This window comes from Escherichia sp. WS1451, from assembly GCF_046487365.1.
Classification (GTDB): Bacteria; Pseudomonadota; Gammaproteobacteria; order Enterobacterales; family Enterobacteriaceae; genus Escherichia; species Escherichia coli.
On the sequence record NZ_JBJQJP010000011.1, the window covers coordinates 16,706 to 34,097 of the forward strand.

At 53.2% G+C, this 17,392-nt stretch carries 18 protein-coding genes; 6 read left to right on the plus strand and 12 right to left on the minus strand.

The annotated features are described in order from the left end of the window. Positions 1–28: 28 nt before the first annotated feature. Positions 29–169, minus strand: a complete 141-nt coding sequence (gene yjjY / locus ACJHX7_RS14875) for a protein YjjY (RefSeq protein ID WP_001303782.1) — start codon at positions 167–169, stop codon at positions 29–31. A gap of 95 nt (positions 170–264) precedes the next feature. Here yjjY and arcA point away from each other — a divergent pair, with 95 nt between their 5' ends. Beyond that, positions 265–981 (plus strand): two-component system response regulator ArcA, encoded by a 717-nt coding sequence (gene arcA, locus ACJHX7_RS14880; RefSeq protein WP_001194358.1) that lies wholly within the window; start codon positions 265–267, stop codon positions 979–981. 58 nt (positions 982–1,039) lie between these two features. On the opposite strand, the gene creD is transcribed toward arcA, so the two are convergent. The 4 genes from creD to creA are packed head-to-tail and all read right to left on the minus strand — an operon-like array spanning position 1,040 to position 5,049. Continuing rightward, positions 1,040–2,392 carry a cell envelope integrity protein CreD gene (gene creD, locus ACJHX7_RS14885; protein WP_094030424.1) on the minus strand — a complete coding sequence of 451 codons (1,353 nt, stop codon included), beginning with the start codon at positions 2,390–2,392 and terminating at the stop codon, positions 1,040–1,042. Between the two features lie 57 nt (positions 2,393–2,449). Continuing rightward, complete coding sequence (gene creC, locus ACJHX7_RS14890; protein WP_094030425.1) at positions 2,450–3,874, minus strand: two-component system sensor histidine kinase CreC; 1,425 nt, start codon at positions 3,872–3,874, stop codon at positions 2,450–2,452. After that, a complete protein-coding gene (gene creB / locus ACJHX7_RS14895; RefSeq protein WP_094030426.1) occupies positions 3,874–4,563 on the minus strand; it encodes a two-component system response regulator CreB in 690 nt (229 codons plus the stop codon). Before creB ends, creC begins: the two co-directional genes overlap by 1 nt. Before the next feature lie 12 nt (positions 4,564–4,575). Beyond that, positions 4,576–5,049 carry a protein CreA gene (creA, locus tag ACJHX7_RS14900; protein WP_000875487.1) on the minus strand — a complete coding sequence of 158 codons (474 nt, stop codon included), beginning with the start codon at positions 5,047–5,049 and terminating at the stop codon, positions 4,576–4,578. 210 nt (positions 5,050–5,259) lie between these two features. Here creA and robA point away from each other — a divergent pair, with 210 nt between their 5' ends. After that, positions 5,260–6,129, plus strand: coding sequence for an MDR efflux pump AcrAB transcriptional activator RobA (robA, locus tag ACJHX7_RS14905; RefSeq protein WP_000371666.1), 870 nt, complete (start codon positions 5,260–5,262; stop codon positions 6,127–6,129). On the opposite strand, the gene gpmB is transcribed toward robA, so the two are convergent. Next, on the minus strand, positions 6,126–6,773 hold the full coding sequence (gene gpmB, locus ACJHX7_RS14910; protein ID WP_000942344.1) for a 2,3-diphosphoglycerate-dependent phosphoglycerate mutase GpmB: 648 nt from the start codon (positions 6,771–6,773) through the stop codon (positions 6,126–6,128). The two genes, robA and gpmB, sit on opposite strands and share 4 nt — an antisense overlap. A 51-nt stretch (positions 6,774–6,824) precedes the next feature. Between gpmB and yjjX the strand changes: the two genes are divergently transcribed. Next, a complete protein-coding gene (yjjX, locus tag ACJHX7_RS14915) occupies positions 6,825–7,340 on the plus strand; it encodes an inosine/xanthosine triphosphatase (protein WP_001570904.1) in 516 nt (171 codons plus the stop codon). Here the strand turns inward: yjjX and trpR are convergent. Both trpR and sltY read right to left on the minus strand, forming a co-directional pair. Further along, positions 7,334–7,660, minus strand: a complete 327-nt coding sequence (trpR, locus tag ACJHX7_RS14920; RefSeq protein ID WP_000068678.1) for a trp operon repressor — start codon at positions 7,658–7,660, stop codon at positions 7,334–7,336. The two genes, yjjX and trpR, sit on opposite strands and share 7 nt — an antisense overlap. Before the next feature lie 89 nt (positions 7,661–7,749). Then, positions 7,750–9,687, minus strand: a complete 1,938-nt coding sequence (gene sltY / locus ACJHX7_RS14925; RefSeq protein WP_000409419.1) for a murein transglycosylase — start codon at positions 9,685–9,687, stop codon at positions 7,750–7,752. Positions 9,688–9,897: 210 nt separating this feature from the next. Here sltY and ettA point away from each other — a divergent pair, with 210 nt between their 5' ends. Next, on the plus strand, positions 9,898–11,565 hold the full coding sequence (gene ettA, locus ACJHX7_RS14930; RefSeq protein ID WP_094030427.1) for an energy-dependent translational throttle protein EttA: 1,668 nt from the start codon (positions 9,898–9,900) through the stop codon (positions 11,563–11,565). Between the two features lie 55 nt (positions 11,566–11,620). Here the strand turns inward: ettA and nadS are convergent, their stop codons facing one another. From nadS to serB, 4 genes are read right to left on the minus strand one after another with little or no spacing between them, the layout of a single operon-like run. After that, entirely contained in the window at positions 11,621–11,905 is a 285-nt protein-coding gene (gene nadS / locus ACJHX7_RS14935; protein WP_000007436.1) for a NadS family protein, read from the minus strand. Positions 11,906–11,938: 33 nt separating this feature from the next. Continuing rightward, positions 11,939–13,171, minus strand: coding sequence for a multifunctional transcriptional regulator/nicotinamide-nucleotide adenylyltransferase/ribosylnicotinamide kinase NadR (gene nadR / locus ACJHX7_RS14940; RefSeq protein ID WP_000093812.1), 1,233 nt, complete (start codon positions 13,169–13,171; stop codon positions 11,939–11,941). Positions 13,172–13,191: 20 nt separating this feature from the next. Beyond that, the gene (radA, locus tag ACJHX7_RS14945) at positions 13,192–14,574 is read right to left on the minus strand and encodes a DNA repair protein RadA (RefSeq protein ID WP_001029698.1); all 1,383 of its coding nucleotides are present in this window, start codon (positions 14,572–14,574) and stop codon (positions 13,192–13,194) included. Positions 14,575–14,622: 48 nt separating this feature from the next. Beyond that, on the minus strand, positions 14,623–15,591 hold the full coding sequence (gene serB / locus ACJHX7_RS14950) for a phosphoserine phosphatase (RefSeq protein ID WP_001132944.1): 969 nt from the start codon (positions 15,589–15,591) through the stop codon (positions 14,623–14,625). 105 nt (positions 15,592–15,696) lie between these two features. Here serB and ACJHX7_RS14955 point away from each other — a divergent pair, with 105 nt between their 5' ends. Together ACJHX7_RS14955 and lplA are read left to right on the plus strand one after the other, a co-directional pair. After that, the gene (locus tag ACJHX7_RS14955) at positions 15,697–16,341 is read left to right on the plus strand and encodes a YtjB family periplasmic protein (RefSeq protein ID WP_000124615.1); all 645 of its coding nucleotides are present in this window, start codon (positions 15,697–15,699) and stop codon (positions 16,339–16,341) included. Positions 16,342–16,368: 27 nt separating this feature from the next. After that, positions 16,369–17,385: a lipoate--protein ligase LplA gene (gene lplA, locus ACJHX7_RS14960; RefSeq protein ID WP_032172316.1), complete on the plus strand. Its 1,017-nt coding sequence runs from the start codon at positions 16,369–16,371 to the stop codon at positions 17,383–17,385. Positions 17,386–17,392 lie beyond the last annotated feature (7 nt).

Sequence of the window (17,392 nt, forward strand, 5' to 3'; positions counted from 1 at the left end):
TATTGGGTGTCCGGCCCCTCTTAGCCTGTTATGTTGCTGTTAAAATGGTTAGGATGACAGCCGTTTTTGACACTGTCGGGTCCTGAGGGAAAGTACCCACGACCAAGCTAATGATGTTGTTGACGTTGATGGAAAGTGCATCAAGAACGCAATTACGTACTTTAGTCATGTTACGCCGATCATGTTAATTTGCAGCATGCATCAGGCAGGTCAGGGACTTTTGTACTTCCTGTTTCGATTTAGTTGGCAATTTAGGTAGCAAACATGCAGACCCCGCACATTCTTATCGTTGAAGACGAGTTGGTAACACGCAACACGTTGAAAAGTATTTTCGAAGCGGAAGGCTATGATGTTTTCGAAGCGACAGATGGCGCGGAAATGCATCAGATCCTCTCTGAATATGACATCAACCTGGTGATCATGGATATCAATCTGCCGGGTAAGAACGGTCTTCTGTTAGCGCGTGAACTGCGCGAGCAGGCGAATGTTGCGTTGATGTTCCTGACTGGCCGTGACAACGAAGTCGATAAAATTCTCGGCCTCGAAATCGGTGCAGATGACTACATCACCAAACCGTTCAACCCGCGTGAACTGACGATTCGTGCACGCAACCTGCTGTCCCGTACCATGAATCTGGGTACTGTCAGCGAAGAACGTCGTAGCGTTGAAAGCTACAAGTTCAATGGTTGGGAACTGGACATCAACAGCCGTTCGTTGATCGGCCCTGATGGCGAGCAGTACAAGCTGCCGCGCAGCGAGTTCCGCGCCATGCTTCACTTCTGTGAAAACCCAGGCAAAATTCAGTCCCGTGCTGAACTGCTGAAGAAAATGACCGGCCGTGAGCTGAAACCGCACGACCGTACTGTAGACGTGACGATCCGCCGTATTCGTAAACATTTCGAATCTACGCCGGATACGCCGGAAATCATCGCCACCATTCACGGTGAAGGTTATCGCTTCTGCGGTGATCTGGAAGATTAATCGGCTTTACCACCGTCAAAAAAACGGCGCTTTTTAGCGCCGTTTTTATTTTTCAACCTTATTTCCAGATACGTAACTCATCGTCCGTTGTAACTTCTTTACTGGCTTTCATTTTCGGCAGTGAAAACGCATACCAGTCGATATTACGGGTCACAAACATCATGCCAGCCAGCGCCACCACCAGCACACTGGTTCCCAACAACAGCGCGCTATCGGCAGAGTTGAGCAGTCCCCACATCACACCATCCAGCAACAACAGCGCGAGGGTAAACAACATGCTGTTGCGCCAACCTTTCAATACCGCCTGCAAATAAATACCGTTCATTAACGCCCCAATCAGACTGGCGATTATCCATGCCACGGTAAAACCGGCATGTTCAGAAAGCGCCAGCAAGAGCAAATAAAACATCACCAATGAAAGCCCCACCAGCAAATATTGCATTGGGTGTAAACGTTGCGCGGTGAGCGTTTCAAAAACAAAGAACGCCATAAAAGTCAGCGCAATCAGCAGAATGGCGTACTTAGTCGCCCGGTCAGTTAATTGGTATTGATCGGCTGGCGTCGTTACTGCGACGCTAAACGCCGGGAAGTTTTCCCAGCCGGTATCATTGCCTGAAGCAAAACGCTCACCGAGATTATTAGCAAACCAGCTGCTTTGCCAGTGCGCCTGAAAACCTGACTCGCTAACTTCCCGTTTGGCTGGTAGAAAATCACCTAAAAAACTGGGATGCGGCCAGTTGCTGGTTAAGGTCATTTCGCTATTACGCCCAGCAGGCACCACAGAAAGATCGCCGGTACCGCTTAAATTCAGTGCCATATCCAGCTTCAGGTTCTGCTTCCGCCAGTCCCCTTCGGGTAAAGGGATATGCACGCCCTGCCCGCCTTGCTCTAACCCGGTGCCGGGTTCAATAGTCAGCGCCGTTCCGTTAACTTCAGGCGCGTTCACCACGCCAATACCACGCGCATCCCCGACGCTAATCACAATAAAGGGCTTGCCTAAGGTGATATTTGGCGCGTTGAGTTCGCTAAGACGCGAAACATCGAAATCGGCTTTTAGCGTTAAATCACTGTGCCAGACCTGACCGGTATAAATCCCTATCTTGCGTTCTTCCACGTTCTGATTGCCATCAACCATCAATGACTCAGGTAACCAAAAATGGATAAAACTTCGTTTCCGCTCCACGGTTTTACCCTCTTCCTGCACCGTATAAAGCTCGGTCACAGGAATAGCGATGAGCGGCCCAACGAGTTTTTGCGGCCCGCTGGTACTTTGGCGAATCGCATCTTCCACATCGCTACGGTAATCAGCACGTTCGACAATCACCTGCCGAATCAGCATTATCGGAATCAACAACAGCAATACTGCACCAAACAGGGTGGTCATTTTCCAGAACAGGGGGGATTTCAACATAGTCTTCTCCTTTGCAATGGCAGCAGGATACGAAGGCTATGTGGGAAGAATTTGAAGCTATGTGAAGTGACGGTGAAGTCGAAGCGAGGCCAGCACGCCACCTTCCTGCACGTTGCGCAGCGTGACTTCGCCGTTAAACAAACGGGCGACCTCACTGACGAACGCCAACCCCAGACCGCTGCTTTTTTGCCCATTTGCACGAGGCAAAGAGTAAAAGCGTTCAAAAATACGTGAAAGCGCGTAGTCAGGAATACCACTACCGGTATCCAGCACCTTAAGCGTGACGTGTTCCTGATCCACTTCGGCGCTTAGCGTGATGCAACCGCTCTCGGGGGTAAAATCGATGGCGTTATCCAGTAAATTTCCCAGCGCCTGCTCCAGTAACGCCGGTTCAGCAGCAACGTTAACCTCGGTGGGCGTAACATGCAGAGTGATTTTTTTTTCTGCCAACTGCACGGTGCGCGCTTCGCTGACGCGGCGGAATAATGCCGCCACATCAACAGCAGTCAGAACGACTTCCTGACGATTCTCCAGTCTTGCCTGGCGTAGTAACGTTTCTACCAATGCCTGCATACGCGCATTTTGCGTCAGAATGTTGTCAGTAAAACGAGCCACCACTTCCGGCGGCGGACCTTCGCGTAAAATTTCCGCCGCGCCACGAATCGCCGCCAGTGGGCTTTTTAGCTCATGAGTTAACGCATAAACATACTGCTCAATATAGTTTTTCCCTTCCAGCTTCACGCGCATACTTTCCAGCGCCTGCGCGAGTTTACGCAGCTCGCTACTACCGAGATCGGGGAGAGGAACGGGCTTATTGTCAGTGACGGAATCAGCATAGCGAGTGAGCCGGGCAATAGAGCGATTGATCCACCAAACCATGCCTGCGCCAATCACCAGTGCAATCCCCAACAAAATGGCGCTGGCCCATAAAATTCGCCGCTCGCTGCGTTTAATGACCGGAGCCATCGCCGCGTTCGGTTTGCCTACGCTCAAAACGCCAATAAGCCGCGAGCCGTCCATAATCGGCGCGGCAACATACATCACAGAACTTTCGGGATCGGCAGGATTTTGCAACGTGCTGCGCGCACCATACTGACCACGCAACGTTAGCCAGACGTCATTCCAGCGCGAATAATCCTGTCCAACGGCTTTATTTGCCGAATCGAACAATACTTTGCCCTGCGCATCGGTCATATAGACATGATATTCATTGCGCACTTTGTTAATGCCACCGATATTGGCGCGAAACGGGCGATGTTGTAGCTGATTAAACGCCTGCGCCAGTTGCCCATGCGTTGGGTCCTCAGAGAGCAAATCGGGACGCGCCAGCTCCGCCAGCAACGTTGCGGTGTCGATCAACGTCCCCTCCGTTGCTCTTCGCACGCCCGGTTTAACTTCTTTGACAAAAATGGCCAGTACGAACCAGGCTGCCACCGCCACCAGTAAAAAATAGCCCAGCAACAACCGCATGCCGATACGCATTACAGGCCCCTCAGGCTATATCCCATGCCGCGATGAGTATTAATCGGTGAAAGATCGGGGTTGATGGCGCGCAGCTTGGCACGCAGCGTTTTAATGTGGGTATCGACGGTGCGATCGTAGGTGTCCTGCGCATCTTCCCACACGCTATCCATCAGTTGCTGGCGGGACCAGACGCGGCCTGGCGACTTGAGTAACGTCTTCAGCAATAAAAACTCATACCGCGTCAGCGTTAATGGCGTGTCAAACCAGCTGATCTGCGCCGCGGGTTCATTCAATTCAAAATGACCAATACGGATGACGGGAGACGACGTCGAGAACTTCTTCACCCGACGCAGTAAGGTGCGCACCCTGGCGCACACTTCGCGGGGTGAAAACGGTTTAGCCACATAGTCGTCAGCGCCAATTTCCAGCCCAAGCAGGCGATCGACCTCTTCACTTCGGGCCGTCAGGAACAGTACAGGTAACGCCGGATGGAGCGCCAGTAACTGGCGGCACAATTCAAAGCCGCTGATATCCGGCAGACCAACATCGAGAATCATGACATCGGGAACCTGCTGGCGAGCTTTATCCAGCACTGGCAAGCCTCGCTCAAAGACCTCGACGTCAAAACCTTCCTGTTGCAACATGTAGACCAGCGTGTCGGCTATCCCTTGCTCGTCTTCTACTAACCAGACCGTTTCCCGTTGCATAAATCGCCTCTGTTATTGCCGCCACGGCATGACAGGAACCGCGCTAATCGCGTTTTTCGGCGAACCTTCTACAACTTTGTCGGAGTAAGCCAGATAAGCGAGCGCGTTGCGTTTAGCGTCATAAAAGCGCACGACCTGTAACGACTTAAAGACCAGGGACGTGCGTTTTTTGAATACTACCTCGCCCTGAGCTTTGCCGTTTTTAATACGATCCGACAGTTCAATCGGCCCGACTTGCTGACAAGAAATGGCCGCATCGGAGGTATCTTCCGCCAGACCCAATCCCCCTTTAATACCACCGGTTTTCGCCCGGCTCACATAACAGGTGACATTTTTCACATCGGGATCATCAAAGGCTTCCACAACAATTTTGTGATCCGGGCCGATCATTTTAAATACGGTGTCGACCGAACCAATCTCTTCTGCATGAGCCAATGGCCCCAGCATTATCAGGCTTAAAGACAGGATCAAATGCTTGTATTTCATATTGTTACCATTTTTATCTATTACACGAGCAATTAGTTCGTCACGGTAAATAACATATTGATTAAGAACAAAATCTCAATACTTTTATTTCCGTCAAGCCCTAAAACATACTCGACTAAGAAAAAAACACTGAATGCTAAAACAGCAAAAAATGCTATTATCCAATTACCTGATGTCAGGTGCTCGTTGTTGAAAGGATGAGGATATTTTATGGATCAGGCCGGCATTATTCGCGACCTTTTAATCTGGCTGGAAGGTCATCTGGATCAGCCCCTGTCGCTCGACAATGTAGCGGCGAAAGCAGGTTATTCCAAGTGGCACTTACAGAGAATGTTTAAAGATGTCACTGGCCATGCTATTGGCGCGTATATTCGTGCTCGTCGTTTGTCGAAATCGGCGGTCGCACTACGCCTGACTGCGCGTCCGATTCTGGACATCGCGCTGCAATACCGCTTCGACTCTCAACAGACATTTACCCGCGCATTCAAGAAGCAGTTTGCCCAGACTCCTGCACTTTACCGCCGTTCTCCTGAATGGAGCGCCTTTGGTATTCGCCCGCCGCTACGCCTGGGTGAATTCACTATGCCAGAGCACAAATTTGTCACCCTGGAAGATACGCCGCTGATTGGTGTTACCCAGAGCTACTCCTGTTCGCTGGAGCAAATCTCTGATTTCCGCCATGAAATGCGTTATCAGTTCTGGCACGATTTTCTCGGCAACGCGCCGACCATTCCGCCGGTGCTCTACGGCCTGAATGAAACGCGTCCGAGTCAGGATAAAGACGACGAACAAGAGGTATTCTATACCACCGCGTTAGCCCAGGATCAGGCAGATGGCTATGTACTGACGGGGCATCCGGTGATGCTGCAGGGCGGCGAATATGTGATGTTTACCTATGAAGGTCTGGGAACCGGCGTGCAGGAGTTTATCCTGACGGTATACGGAACGTGCATGCCAATGCTCAACCTGACGCGCCGTAAAGGTCAGGATATTGAGCGATACTACCCGGCAGAAGATGCCAAAGCGGGAGATCGCCCAATTAATCTACGCTGTGAACTGCTGATTCCGATCCGTCGTTAACGCTGCAGCTCATCTAATGCAGGGGCGTCCAGATGCGAGATGTCCCCTGCGGTTTCAACGACCCAGCCAGACGCCAGCCACAGGCTTTCCTGATAATCCACGCGCGAAATAGAACAGTTACGCAGACGTAAGCGACGCTCTGCCCATGCTGGTAATCCGAGAATCGTACTCACCAGGCATCCCAGTGCAATACCGTGGCTCACCAGCAGCGGTCGGCTTCCCTGCGGTAAGTCCCGGCAAGATTCCAGTGCCGCATTGACGCGATCGCTGAGCTCCTGCATAGACTCGCCTTCAGGAATACGCCCGTCAACGGTGCCATTGACCAGCTGCCGACGCCAGTTCTCTTCTTCTTCGGTCAGAGAATCGATATGTCTTTTTTCCAGTACACCCATATTTAATTCACGCAGGCGAGAATCAAAGATGATGTCACAGCCGCAGGCCTGGGCGATGATTTCCGCCGTACGCCGGGTGCGTCCTAAATCGCTACTGATGATATGCGTAATGCCAAGCTCTTTGGCACGGGTTGCCACCTGCATCGCCTGTTGCTCACCTTTGGCGGTCAGCGGGCTGTCAGACTGGCCCTGAATACGTCGCTCGGCGTTCCACTGCGTTTCACCGTGGCGGACTAGGTATACCTGTAACATGCTTTTTTTCCGTATACTGCTGTAACGTTAATTTTCTGAGTAATGCTGATTATGCACCAAGTTGTCTGTGCGACCACCAATCCCGCTAAAATTCAGGCCATTCTGCAGGCATTTCACGAGATCTTCGGCGAAGGATCCTGCCATATTGCATCCGTTGCCGTCGAGAGCGGTGTACCGGAACAGCCCTTTGGCAGTGAGGAAACGCGCGCTGGCGCACGAAATCGGGTAGCAAATGCCCGCCGTTTACTTCCAGAGGCTGATTTTTGGGTGGCGATTGAAGCTGGCATCGATGGTGACAGCACTTTCAGTTGGGTGGTGATTGAAAACGCCAGCCAGCGCGGCGAGGCGCGTTCGGCTACTTTGCCGTTGCCTGCGGTGATTCTGGAAAAAGTGCGTGAAGGTGAGGCACTTGGTCCCGTGATGTCGCGTTATACCGGTATTGATGAGATTGGTCGTAAGGAAGGGGCGATCGGCGTGTTTACCGCCGGGAAACTCACTCGCGCCAGCGTCTATCACCAGGCGGTGATCCTGGCGCTGAGTCCGTTTCATAATGCGGTGTATCAGTGATCTTTCAGCAACACCTCTTCCAGCCACTGGCGCAGCTCAACGGGCGCGGCTTTCAGGCTGTTAGATCCACGCGTAATCGTCGCGATGCCCGCGCCGAGTTCATTTTTTAACTCACGCTGGCTCATTTCGCCGCGCAACAACTCTTCGACAATACGCACGCGAGTCCCCAACGCTTCGCGCTCATCTGGCGTCAGCATCAGGTTTAACAACGGTAAATGGAGATCGTTTTGGTAGGCATTCTTAAGCAGGTCGACAAAACGTAACCACTCCTGGTGACGCTGTTCTGCCATCGCTGCTGAATAGGGTGATTGTTGGGCCATAATATGTCGCCATTGTTAGCGGGGGAAGCAAAATGCCTCCCCCGGTTGTACTCGCTAAAGAGTACGATAGCATATCATAAACGTGCGGATCAGTAACGACGTCCCCATTCCGTGGCGCTCATCAACGTCGGTTTATCCCCCATGAAATAGCGGTAGTAAGCGTCATAAGCCAGCACGTTTTTCACATAACCGCGCGTCTCGGAGAACGGAATACTCTCGACAAATGCCACAGCGTCGATACGCCCGGCGCTGTTGCCAAGCCAGGTTCGCACCCGTCCTGGTCCGGCGTTATAAGCTGCTGAGGAGAAAATACGGTTATTGCCAAACTGCTGATAAACATATTGCAGGTAACTGGTGCCAATGTTGATGTTCGTTTCCGGATCCAGCAATTGCCCAGGGCTGCTATAACCAGGAATAGAGAACATCTTCACCGTATGGGTCGCTGTACCCGGCATAATCTGCATCAGGCCGCTGGCCCCTACCGGTGATTTCACTTTCGGATTCCAGGCGCTCTCCTGACGGGCAATCGCCATCGCATAGCTTTGTGGGATCTCCTTCCCACTGGTGTAACGTTTGAAAAGATCGTTGTAAGCCAGCGGGAATCGCTCTTCCAGATGATCCCAAAGCTTCCCGGCGATCGTTGCCTGAACGCTAAGATCCCACCATTGGTTGTTGAAAGCATACCGCGCCAGTTGAGCTTGCTCTGTTTTTGACTTGCTCTTCACCAGATTGGCCCACTCGCTACGCGCGGTGTTATCGAGATTCCAGTACATCAACTCGCGCACGCGCGCCATCTCCGGCCCCTGAGTCAGGGCGCTGTCAACATTCTGCGGCGCTTTATCAATCTTCAGCTCATACTCTTCGCCGATGCGCTGTGCAGCAACCATCGGGTAGAAACCACGCTGTTGCATGAGTTGATGCAGAATCTCTTTCGCTTCAGCTTCACGTCCGCGTTCCAGCAGTAAATCCGCCTGCCAGTAACGCCATTCATCTTTCTCTTTCGCTTCCATCGGCAGACGCGCCAGCCAGGTATTCAGGCCGCGACGATCGCCGGTGCCAAGCGCCATTCGCACACGGCGTTCAATAAGCGAAGTAGATTGCGAGCGCATAATCGCGTCATCGCGCCATTTCGCCTGCTCGTCGGTGACATCGTTGCCCATCAAACGCCAGGCGACGATATCGCGCAGTTCCTGAATCTGATCTTCATTAAGCTGCTGTGCCTGAGCAAGCGATGGAATCATCAGCCGTGCATTTTCAGCATCCTGCCGCGCCACGCTGGCAAACGCCACCGCCGCCATTTGACGGGTAAAATCGGTCGCACCGGTTGTACGCGCGAAGGTCAGTACCGTATTAGGGTTGTTCGCCAGAGAAATAATCGCCGAGGCGATAGTCTGGTAATCAGCAGGCATCTGACCTGCCAGCACTGTCACCAGACCCGTGTTACCCGCTTTCATCGCCAGACGGATACGCTCCAGATACGCCAGCGGATCTTGTTTGCCTGACGCACGCCAGACACTAAATAACTTGTCACAAGCGTTAGGCTGGCTCTTGCCGGTTAGCCACAACTCTTTCGCCCCTTGCCAGGCTTCTTCACTCTGCCCGGTATTCCATTTCGCATAGTAGTAATTACATTGCGCTTCGGTAGTTCCGGGTTTTTCCGGGCTAAAGGCTAACAAGCCACGCCAGTCTTCACGCCGCGCCAGTTCATTGACGAAACGAGATTGCAGCGTGCGAGCGGGAGGAAGCGTGGGGTTAGCGCGAACAAAGTTAGTGACCGTCACCGCCGGTTGATTCATCAGGTCATCGGTGATCTGACGGTATTCCAGGTAGGGATAAAGCGGATAATCTTTCAGTCCAGGCATCATTTGTTCGACCACATCCATTTGTCGATTATCCCAGGCCTGCTTGATTTGCGCGTAACGACTACGCTGCTCATCCAGTGAGTCGGCTCGCGCCACGCTGCTGACCGTCAGCAGACAGACACCGGCAGCCAACAGCCGCCAGGTAACGTGTTTGGCTTTTTCCACAAGCGCATCCTCTAAGTGTAAATACATCAATGCAGCGTCATGCCACGTAATAGATTTATGCTAACCAGTCATTGCCGTTTACGCCACGTTACGGACACTTTTTTACTTTTACTGCGAGGGTGATCGACCGGCTGGGATTAGATAAGGAAACAGGCTACACTTCGCCTTTGAAAACTCATCATCACGATAAACATAGAGGCGAAGTCCAACGTGGCTCAATTCGTTTATACCATGCATCGTGTCGGCAAAGTTGTTCCGCCGAAACGTCATATTTTGAAAAACATCTCTCTGAGTTTCTTCCCTGGGGCAAAAATTGGTGTCCTGGGTCTGAACGGCGCGGGTAAGTCCACCCTGCTGCGCATTATGGCGGGCATTGATAAAGACATCGAAGGCGAAGCGCGTCCGCAACCGGATATCAAGATTGGTTATTTGCCGCAAGAACCGCAACTGAACCCGGAACACACCGTGCGTGAGTCCATTGAAGAGGCGGTTTCTGAAGTGGTTAACGCCCTGAAACGTCTGGATGAAGTGTATGAACTGTACGCCGATCCGGATGCCGATTTTGACAAGCTGGCCGCTGAACAAGGCCGTCTGGAAGAGATCATTCAGGCTCACGACGGTCACAACCTGAACGTTCAGCTGGAGCGTGCGGCGGATGCGCTGCGTCTGCCGGACTGGGACGCGAAAATCGCTAACCTCTCCGGTGGTGAGCGTCGTCGCGTGGCGTTGTGCCGCCTGCTGCTGGAAAAACCAGACATGCTGCTGCTCGACGAACCGACCAACCACCTGGATGCCGAATCCGTGGCCTGGCTGGAACGCTTCCTGCACGACTTCGAAGGCACCGTGGTGGCGATTACCCACGACCGTTACTTCCTTGATAACGTTGCAGGCTGGATCCTCGAACTGGACCGCGGTGAAGGTATTCCGTGGGAAGGTAACTACTCCTCCTGGCTGGAGCAGAAAGATCAACGTCTGGCGCAGGAAGCTTCACAAGAAGCTGCGCGTCGTAAGTCGATTGAGAAAGAGCTGGAGTGGGTACGTCAGGGAACTAAAGGCCGCCAGTCGAAAGGTAAAGCACGTCTGGCGCGTTTTGAAGAGCTGAACAGCACCGAATATCAGAAACGTAACGAAACCAACGAACTGTTTATTCCACCTGGACCGCGTCTTGGCGATAAAGTGCTGGAAGTCAGCAACCTGCGTAAATCCTATGGCGATCGTCTGCTGATTGATGACCTGAGTTTCTCGATCCCGAAAGGGGCGATCGTCGGGATCATCGGTCCGAACGGTGCGGGTAAATCAACCCTGTTCCGTATGATCTCTGGTCAGGAACAGCCAGACAGCGGCACCATCACTTTAGGTGAAACGGTGAAACTGGCATCTGTCGATCAGTTCCGTGACTCAATGGATAACAGCAAAACCGTTTGGGAAGAAGTTTCCGGCGGGCTGGATATCATGAAGATCGGTAACACCGAGATGCCAAGCCGCGCCTACGTTGGCCGCTTTAACTTTAAAGGGGTTGATCAGGGTAAACGCGTTGGCGAACTCTCCGGTGGTGAGCGTGGTCGTCTGCATCTGGCGAAGCTGCTGCAGGTTGGCGGCAACATGCTGCTGCTCGACGAACCGACCAACGACCTGGATATCGAAACCCTGCGTGCACTGGAAAACGCCCTGCTGGAGTTCCCAGGCTGCGCGATGGTTATCTCGCACGACCGTTGGTTCCTCGACCGTATCGCCACGCACATCCTGGATTACCAGGATGAAGGTAAAGTTGAGTTCTTCGAAGGTAACTTTACCGAGTACGAAGAGTACAAAAAACGCACGCTGGGCGCAGACGCGCTGGAGCCGAAGCGTATCAAGTACAAGCGTATTGCGAAGTAATGCGTAAAATGCCGGGTGCGGCGCGCCAGCATCGCATCCGGTAATAGTTAAATGATTAATGGGAGGCAAGTTCCCGGAAAAAGGCAGGATTTTCTTTAATTGTGGCAAGTACTTTTGCAGCCAATCCCGTAGGATTTCTTCGCTTCGATTCCCAGCTTTTAATGGTATCTACACTGGTTCCCAGAGCTTTTGCCATCTCACTTTGAGAAACGTTGAGTTGCTCACGAATAGCTTTAACATCCGCAATTTCGTAGCGGGTCACCCGTGCAGGTTCTTTTAAACCTTGTTTAATCTCGACAGCCTCTTCCAGAGAGGTTTTCAACTCATCAAAAAAACTCATTTTATACCTCGCCTTTGAGCAGTTTCGTCACGGTTATCCTTGCTCCCCCATCATCTCCCGCACCAGCTCCACGCAGCGCAGGAAACGGCTGTCGTAATCGTCCTCTTCAACCCGCACGAATTCGATATTGTTCTCTTCCAGCATCTCCACCAGCAAGTTCTGGAACTCTTTGCGATCCACCGAACTGCCGAGGCTGCGTAAACCATCCGCCACCCACGGCGTGTTGTTCTCCAGCAGGATCACCAGATCGAAACGGTATTCATCAATCAGCGCCTGCACGAACGGATGCTCACGCCCTTCGTACTTTTTGCAGAACGCCTGGGTAGTGACAAAATCAGTGTCGATAAACGCCACTTTATTGGCATATTTCACTGCAAAATCAATATATTGCGCGTGTCCCAGCGCGATTTTATCGTAGTCGGAATACTGCAATGCGATCTCATCGCCGCCAAGATGTGAAAAGACATAATCGCGACCATATTCCCATGCACTGGTAGTGTTGAAGATATTAGCAAGCTTGTTTACCAGGGTGGATTTACCGCTCGACTCGCCGCCAAGGATCGCCACGGTACGCACAAAAAACGGCTTCACTTCAGTGGGGATATATTCCCAGTAGCGGAACGGGTTTTCGCGGATCTGCGCACCGCTGATACTCATAAAGGTGCGTTTCGGATCGACCAGCACCGTTTCGATCCCCAGATGTTCCATATACTGTGGCGCATCGGCTTCTTCCGAGGTGTAGATCAGGTCCGGCTGGATCCCCTTTTCAGCCATAAACTTTTTGATGCCGTTGCTCCACACATCCCAGCCGTGTGGATACGGCTCCATGCCCTCTTCGTTGAAGGCATGAATGCGAATATTTTTCTGATATTTAAAGGTTTGTAATAACCAGCGCAAACGATCCGGCACCGTGGGCTGCTGCGACATGGCGCTGTCTTCAAACAACGCACGGTCACGGGTATCGTCAAAGCCCATAATGATATGCAGCTCGTCAACCTGGCTACAGGCGCGCTGGATAAGGTAGATATGTCCGGTATGTAGCGGGTAGAACTTACCGAATACGACACCAATGGTTTTCTTCTGTCGGGGAAATTCAAGCCCCAAAAAACGGTGCAACGCCTCCAGCTTTTGCGCGCTGGGGCTTTTAATTTTGGCATTCAGTAACTGGCTTAAATACCCTTTGGTCATACCGCTGGCATCAGCTACCTGCTGTAGCGTGCAGCCCTGTTGCTTGATGGCAGTTTTCAGGTAATCAAATGACGACATATCTCCCTCCGTATCTCTCATTATAAGTCGTCGAACACGCTAAGCGCGTCGGAGAGTTTTTTAACGCCAAAAATCTGCATCCCTTCCGGCGCTTTTTTCGGCACGTTAGCCGCCGGAACAATCGCCCGCCGAAAACCGTGTTTCGCCGCTTCAGAGATTCGTTCCTGGCCGCTGGGCACCGGGCGGATCTCCCCTGCCAGCCCGACTTCACCAAACACCACCAGATCCTGCGGCAGCGGTCTGTCGCGCAGGCTGGAAACCATCGCCAGCAGTAACGCTAAGTCGGCACTGGTTTCGGTTACCTTCACGCCGCCGACCACGTTCACAAACACATCCTGATCGGCCATTTGCAAACCACCGTGACGGTGCAACACAGCCAGCAGGATTGCCAGACGGTTTTGCTCCAGCCCTACTGCGACGCGGCGTGGATTCGCCATCATCGAGTGATCGACCAGCGCCTGAATCTCCACCAGCAGCGGACGCGTTCCTTCCCATACTACCATCACTGAGCTACCAGAGGTCACTTCATCACCGCGGCTTAAAAAGATTGCCGAAGGGTTGCTGACTTCACGCAGACCCTGTTCGGTCATTGCGAAGACGCCCAGCTCATTCACCGCGCCGAAGCGGTTTTTATGGCTGCGTAAGGTGCGAAAACGGGAGTCGGCATCGCCATCCAGAAGCACCGAACAGTCGATACAGTGTTCCAGCACTTTAGGGCCAGCCAGCGAGCCATCTTTGGTTACGTGCCCAACCATGACAATCGCCACGCCGCGCGTTTTGGCGAAGCGCGTCAGATAAGCCGCCGTTTCACGCACCTGCGCCACGCTGCCAGGCGATGATTGTACATCCGCCATATGCATCACCTGGATGGAGTCAATTACCATCAGCTTCGGTTGCTCTTCTTCGGCAATCAGGCAGATCTGCTCGATGCTGGTTTCCGACAACATATTGAGATTGTCAGTCGGCAGGCCAAGGCGATGAGCGCGCATTGCCACCTGTTGCAGCGACTCTTCGCCAGTGACATATAGCGTTTTCATCTGCTGCGCCAGTTTGCACAGCGTTTGCAGTAGCAGCGTGGATTTCCCCGCACCAGGGTTACCGCCAATCAGAATGGCGCTTCCCGGCACCACGCCGCCGCCTAATACGCGGTCGAACTCTTTAAATCCGGTGGAAAAACGCGGCAGCTCTTCAAGGCTGATGTCGGAAAGTTTCTGGACTTTTGCCACCCCGGCGCTACCGGCATAGCCACTGAGACGCTCGTTACGCGCCACCGTTGGCGACGCGGCAAGACGCACCTCGGTGATGGTGTTCCAGGCATGACAGGCACTGCACTGCCCCTGCCAGCGCGGATAATCGGCCCCGCATTCATTACAAACAAAGGCGCGTTTTGGAGCTTTTGCCACGGTGTACCTCGTTAATGCTGTGCCGCCCGCAGGATGACGGGCAGGCAATTACTTCTGATTCAGGCTGCCAGAGAGGATGCAGAATACACCCATCAGGTCAGCGTGACGGATGGTGACTTCCGTTTTTTCATTCACTTTTGGCTTGGCATGGTAGGCAATCCCCAGCCCTGCCGCTTTGATCATCGGCAGGTCATTGGCTCCATCGCCAATCGCCACGGTCTGCGCCAGCGGGATTTCATACTCCTGCGCGAGGCGAGTCAGAGTTTTCGCTTTGTACTGCGCGTCTACGATGTCGCCGATCACATTGCCGGTAAATTTACCGTCCATGATCTCCAGTTCATTGGCTACCACGGCTGTCAGGCGCAGCTTGTCGCGCAGGTATTCAGCAAAGAAAGTAAAGCCACCGGAGGCAATCGCCACTTTCCAGCCCAGCGTTTCCAGCTTGAGCACCAGTTGCGTTAAGCCTGGCATCAGCGGCAGATTTTCACGCACCTGTTGCAGAATATTGGCGTCAGCGCCTTTCAGCGTCGCCACACGGCTGCGCAGGCTGGCGGTAAAATCGAGTTCGCCACGCATCGCCCGTTCGGTTACCTCCGCCACCATCTCGCCGGTTCCGGCCAGTTTGGCAATTTCGTCAATACATTCAATCTGAATGGCGGTGGAATCCATGTCCATCACCAGCAAACCCGGAGAGCGCAGGTGCGGGATTTTCCCCAACGGCGCGACATCCAGTTGCGCTTCGTGGGCCAGGCGCGTAGCCCGCGCGGTGAGTGAACCTGCCAGACGAATCACCTGATAATCTTCCACGCACCAGGCGGCAACAATCACCATAGCCGCGCCCAGTTTGCTCTGGTATTGGGTCAGACGTTGTTTATCCAGCCCACGACCATACAGCAGCCAGCCGCTACGACCTGCGTGGTAATCCAGTGGCATCACTTCATCACCACTTAATGAAAGAGGCAGACCAGGCCATAAAGAGACATCTTCAGGCAGGTCGCACCAGGTAATGTTAGGCATTAAGGCTCCTGTAAAATCGTTCGAAGCAGGGAAAATAACGCATGAGGCTACCTTGTATCCATTGCTTCTGGCAACATTAAGTCTCAAATTTTCAAAGGGTGGAAGATGGCTCGCACAAAACTGAAATTCCGGCTGCATCGGGCAGTGATTGTCCTGTTCTGTCTCGCCTTGTTAGTGGCGCTGATGCAGGGGGCGTCATGGTTTAGTCAAAACCACCAGCGACAGCGTAATCCACAGCTGGAAGAACTGGCCCGCACCCTGGCGCGTCAGGTAACGCTGAATGTTGCACCGCTGATGCGTACCGACTCACCGGATGAAAAACGTATTCAGGCGATCCTTGATCAGTTAACGGATGAAAGCCGCATCCTCGACGCGGGCGTGTATGACGAACAAGGCGATCTTATCGCCCGTTCTGGCGAAAGCGTCGAAGTGCGCGACCGGTTGGCGCTCGACGGTAAAAAAGCGGGCGGCTATTTTAACCAGCAGATTGTCGAGCCAATTGCGGGTAAAAACGGACCGCTCGGCTATCTGCGCCTGACGCTCGACACCCATACGCTCGCCACCGAAGCCCAACAGGTGGATAACACCACTAACATTTTACGCCTGATGTTGCTGCTCTCGCTGGCAATCGGCGTAGTGCTGACCCGTACGCTGCTACAGGGTAAACGCACCCGCTGGCAGCAATCGCCCTTCCTGTTAACCGCCAGCAAACCGGTGCCGGAAGAGGAAGAAAGCGAGAAAAAAGAGTGACCCATTACTACAAGAAAGGAAATCGTTATGTCCACATTACGCCTGCTCATCTCTGACTCTTACGACCCGTGGTTTAACCTGGCGGTGGAAGAGTGTATTTTTCGCCAGATGCCCGCCACGCAGCGCGTTCTGTTTCTCTGGCGCAATGCCGACACCGTGGTGATTGGTCGCGCACAGAACCCGTGGAAAGAGTGTAATACCCGGCGGATGGAAGAAGATAACGTCCGCCTGGCGCGGCGCAGCAGCGGTGGCGGCGCGGTGTTCCACGATCTCGGTAATACCTGCTTTACCTTTATGGCTGGCAAGCCGGAGTACGATAAAACTATCTCCACGTCGATTGTGCTCAATGCTCTGAACGCGCTCGGCGTCAGCGCCGAAGCGTCCGGCCGTAACGATCTGGTGGTGAAAACCGCCGAAGGCGACCGCAAAGTCTCAGGCTCAGCCTATCGCGAAACTAAAGATCGCGGCTTCCATCATGGCACCTTGCTACTCAATGCTGACCTTAGCCGTCTGGCAAACTATCTCAACCCGGATAAAAAGAAACTGGCGGCGAAAGGCATTACGTCGGTACGTTCCCGCGTGACCAATCTGACCGAATTGCTGCCGGGGATCACCCATGAGCAGGTTTGCGAGGCGATTCGAGAGGCCTTTTTCGCCCATTATGGCGAGCGCGTGGAAGCGGAAATCATCTCCCCGGACAAAACGCCAGACTTGCCGAACTTTGCCGAAACCTTTGCCCGCCAGAGTAGCTGGGAATGGAACTTCGGTCAGGCTCCGGCGTTCTCGCATCTGCTGGATGAACGCTTCACCTGGGGCGGCGTGGAACTGCATTTCGACGTTGAAAAAGGCCATATCACCCGCGCCCAGGTGTTTACCGACAGCCTCAACCCCGCGCCGCTGGAAGCCCTCGCCGGGCGACTGCAAGGCTGCCTGTACCGCGCAGATATGCTGCAACAGGAGTGCGAAGCGCTGTTGGTTGACTTCCCGGACCAGGAAAAAGAGCTACGGGAGTTGTCGACGTGGATAGCGGGGGCGGTAAGGTAACTCACTG

Excerpts from the sequence above, each read along its gene's own strand:
- yjjY (WP_001303782.1), bottom strand. The coding sequence starts at position 169 with ATGACTAAAGTACGTAATTGCGTTCTTGATGCACTTTCCATCAACGTC.
- arcA (WP_001194358.1), top strand. The coding sequence starts at position 265 with ATGCAGACCCCGCACATTCTTATCGTTGAAGACGAGTTGGTAACACGC.
- creD (WP_094030424.1), bottom strand. The coding sequence starts at position 2,392 with ATGTTGAAATCCCCCCTGTTCTGGAAAATGACCACCCTGTTTGGTGCA.
- creC (WP_094030425.1), bottom strand. The coding sequence starts at position 3,874 with ATGCGTATCGGCATGCGGTTGTTGCTGGGCTATTTTTTACTGGTGGCG.
- creB (WP_094030426.1), bottom strand. The coding sequence starts at position 4,563 with ATGCAACGGGAAACGGTCTGGTTAGTAGAAGACGAGCAAGGGATAGCC.
- creA (WP_000875487.1), bottom strand. The coding sequence starts at position 5,049 with ATGAAATACAAGCATTTGATCCTGTCTTTAAGCCTGATAATGCTGGGG.
- robA (WP_000371666.1), top strand. The coding sequence starts at position 5,260 with ATGGATCAGGCCGGCATTATTCGCGACCTTTTAATCTGGCTGGAAGGT.
- gpmB (WP_000942344.1), bottom strand. The coding sequence starts at position 6,773 with ATGTTACAGGTATACCTAGTCCGCCACGGTGAAACGCAGTGGAACGCC.
- yjjX (WP_001570904.1), top strand. The coding sequence starts at position 6,825 with ATGCACCAAGTTGTCTGTGCGACCACCAATCCCGCTAAAATTCAGGCC.
- trpR (WP_000068678.1), bottom strand. The coding sequence starts at position 7,660 with ATGGCCCAACAATCACCCTATTCAGCAGCGATGGCAGAACAGCGTCAC.
- nadS (WP_000007436.1), bottom strand. The coding sequence starts at position 11,905 with ATGAGTTTTTTTGATGAGTTGAAAACCTCTCTGGAAGAGGCTGTCGAG.
- nadR (WP_000093812.1), bottom strand. The coding sequence starts at position 13,171 with ATGTCGTCATTTGATTACCTGAAAACTGCCATCAAGCAACAGGGCTGC.
- serB (WP_001132944.1), bottom strand. The coding sequence starts at position 15,591 with ATGCCTAACATTACCTGGTGCGACCTGCCTGAAGATGTCTCTTTATGG.
- ACJHX7_RS14955 (WP_000124615.1), top strand. The coding sequence starts at position 15,697 with ATGGCTCGCACAAAACTGAAATTCCGGCTGCATCGGGCAGTGATTGTC.
- lplA (WP_032172316.1), top strand. The coding sequence starts at position 16,369 with ATGTCCACATTACGCCTGCTCATCTCTGACTCTTACGACCCGTGGTTT.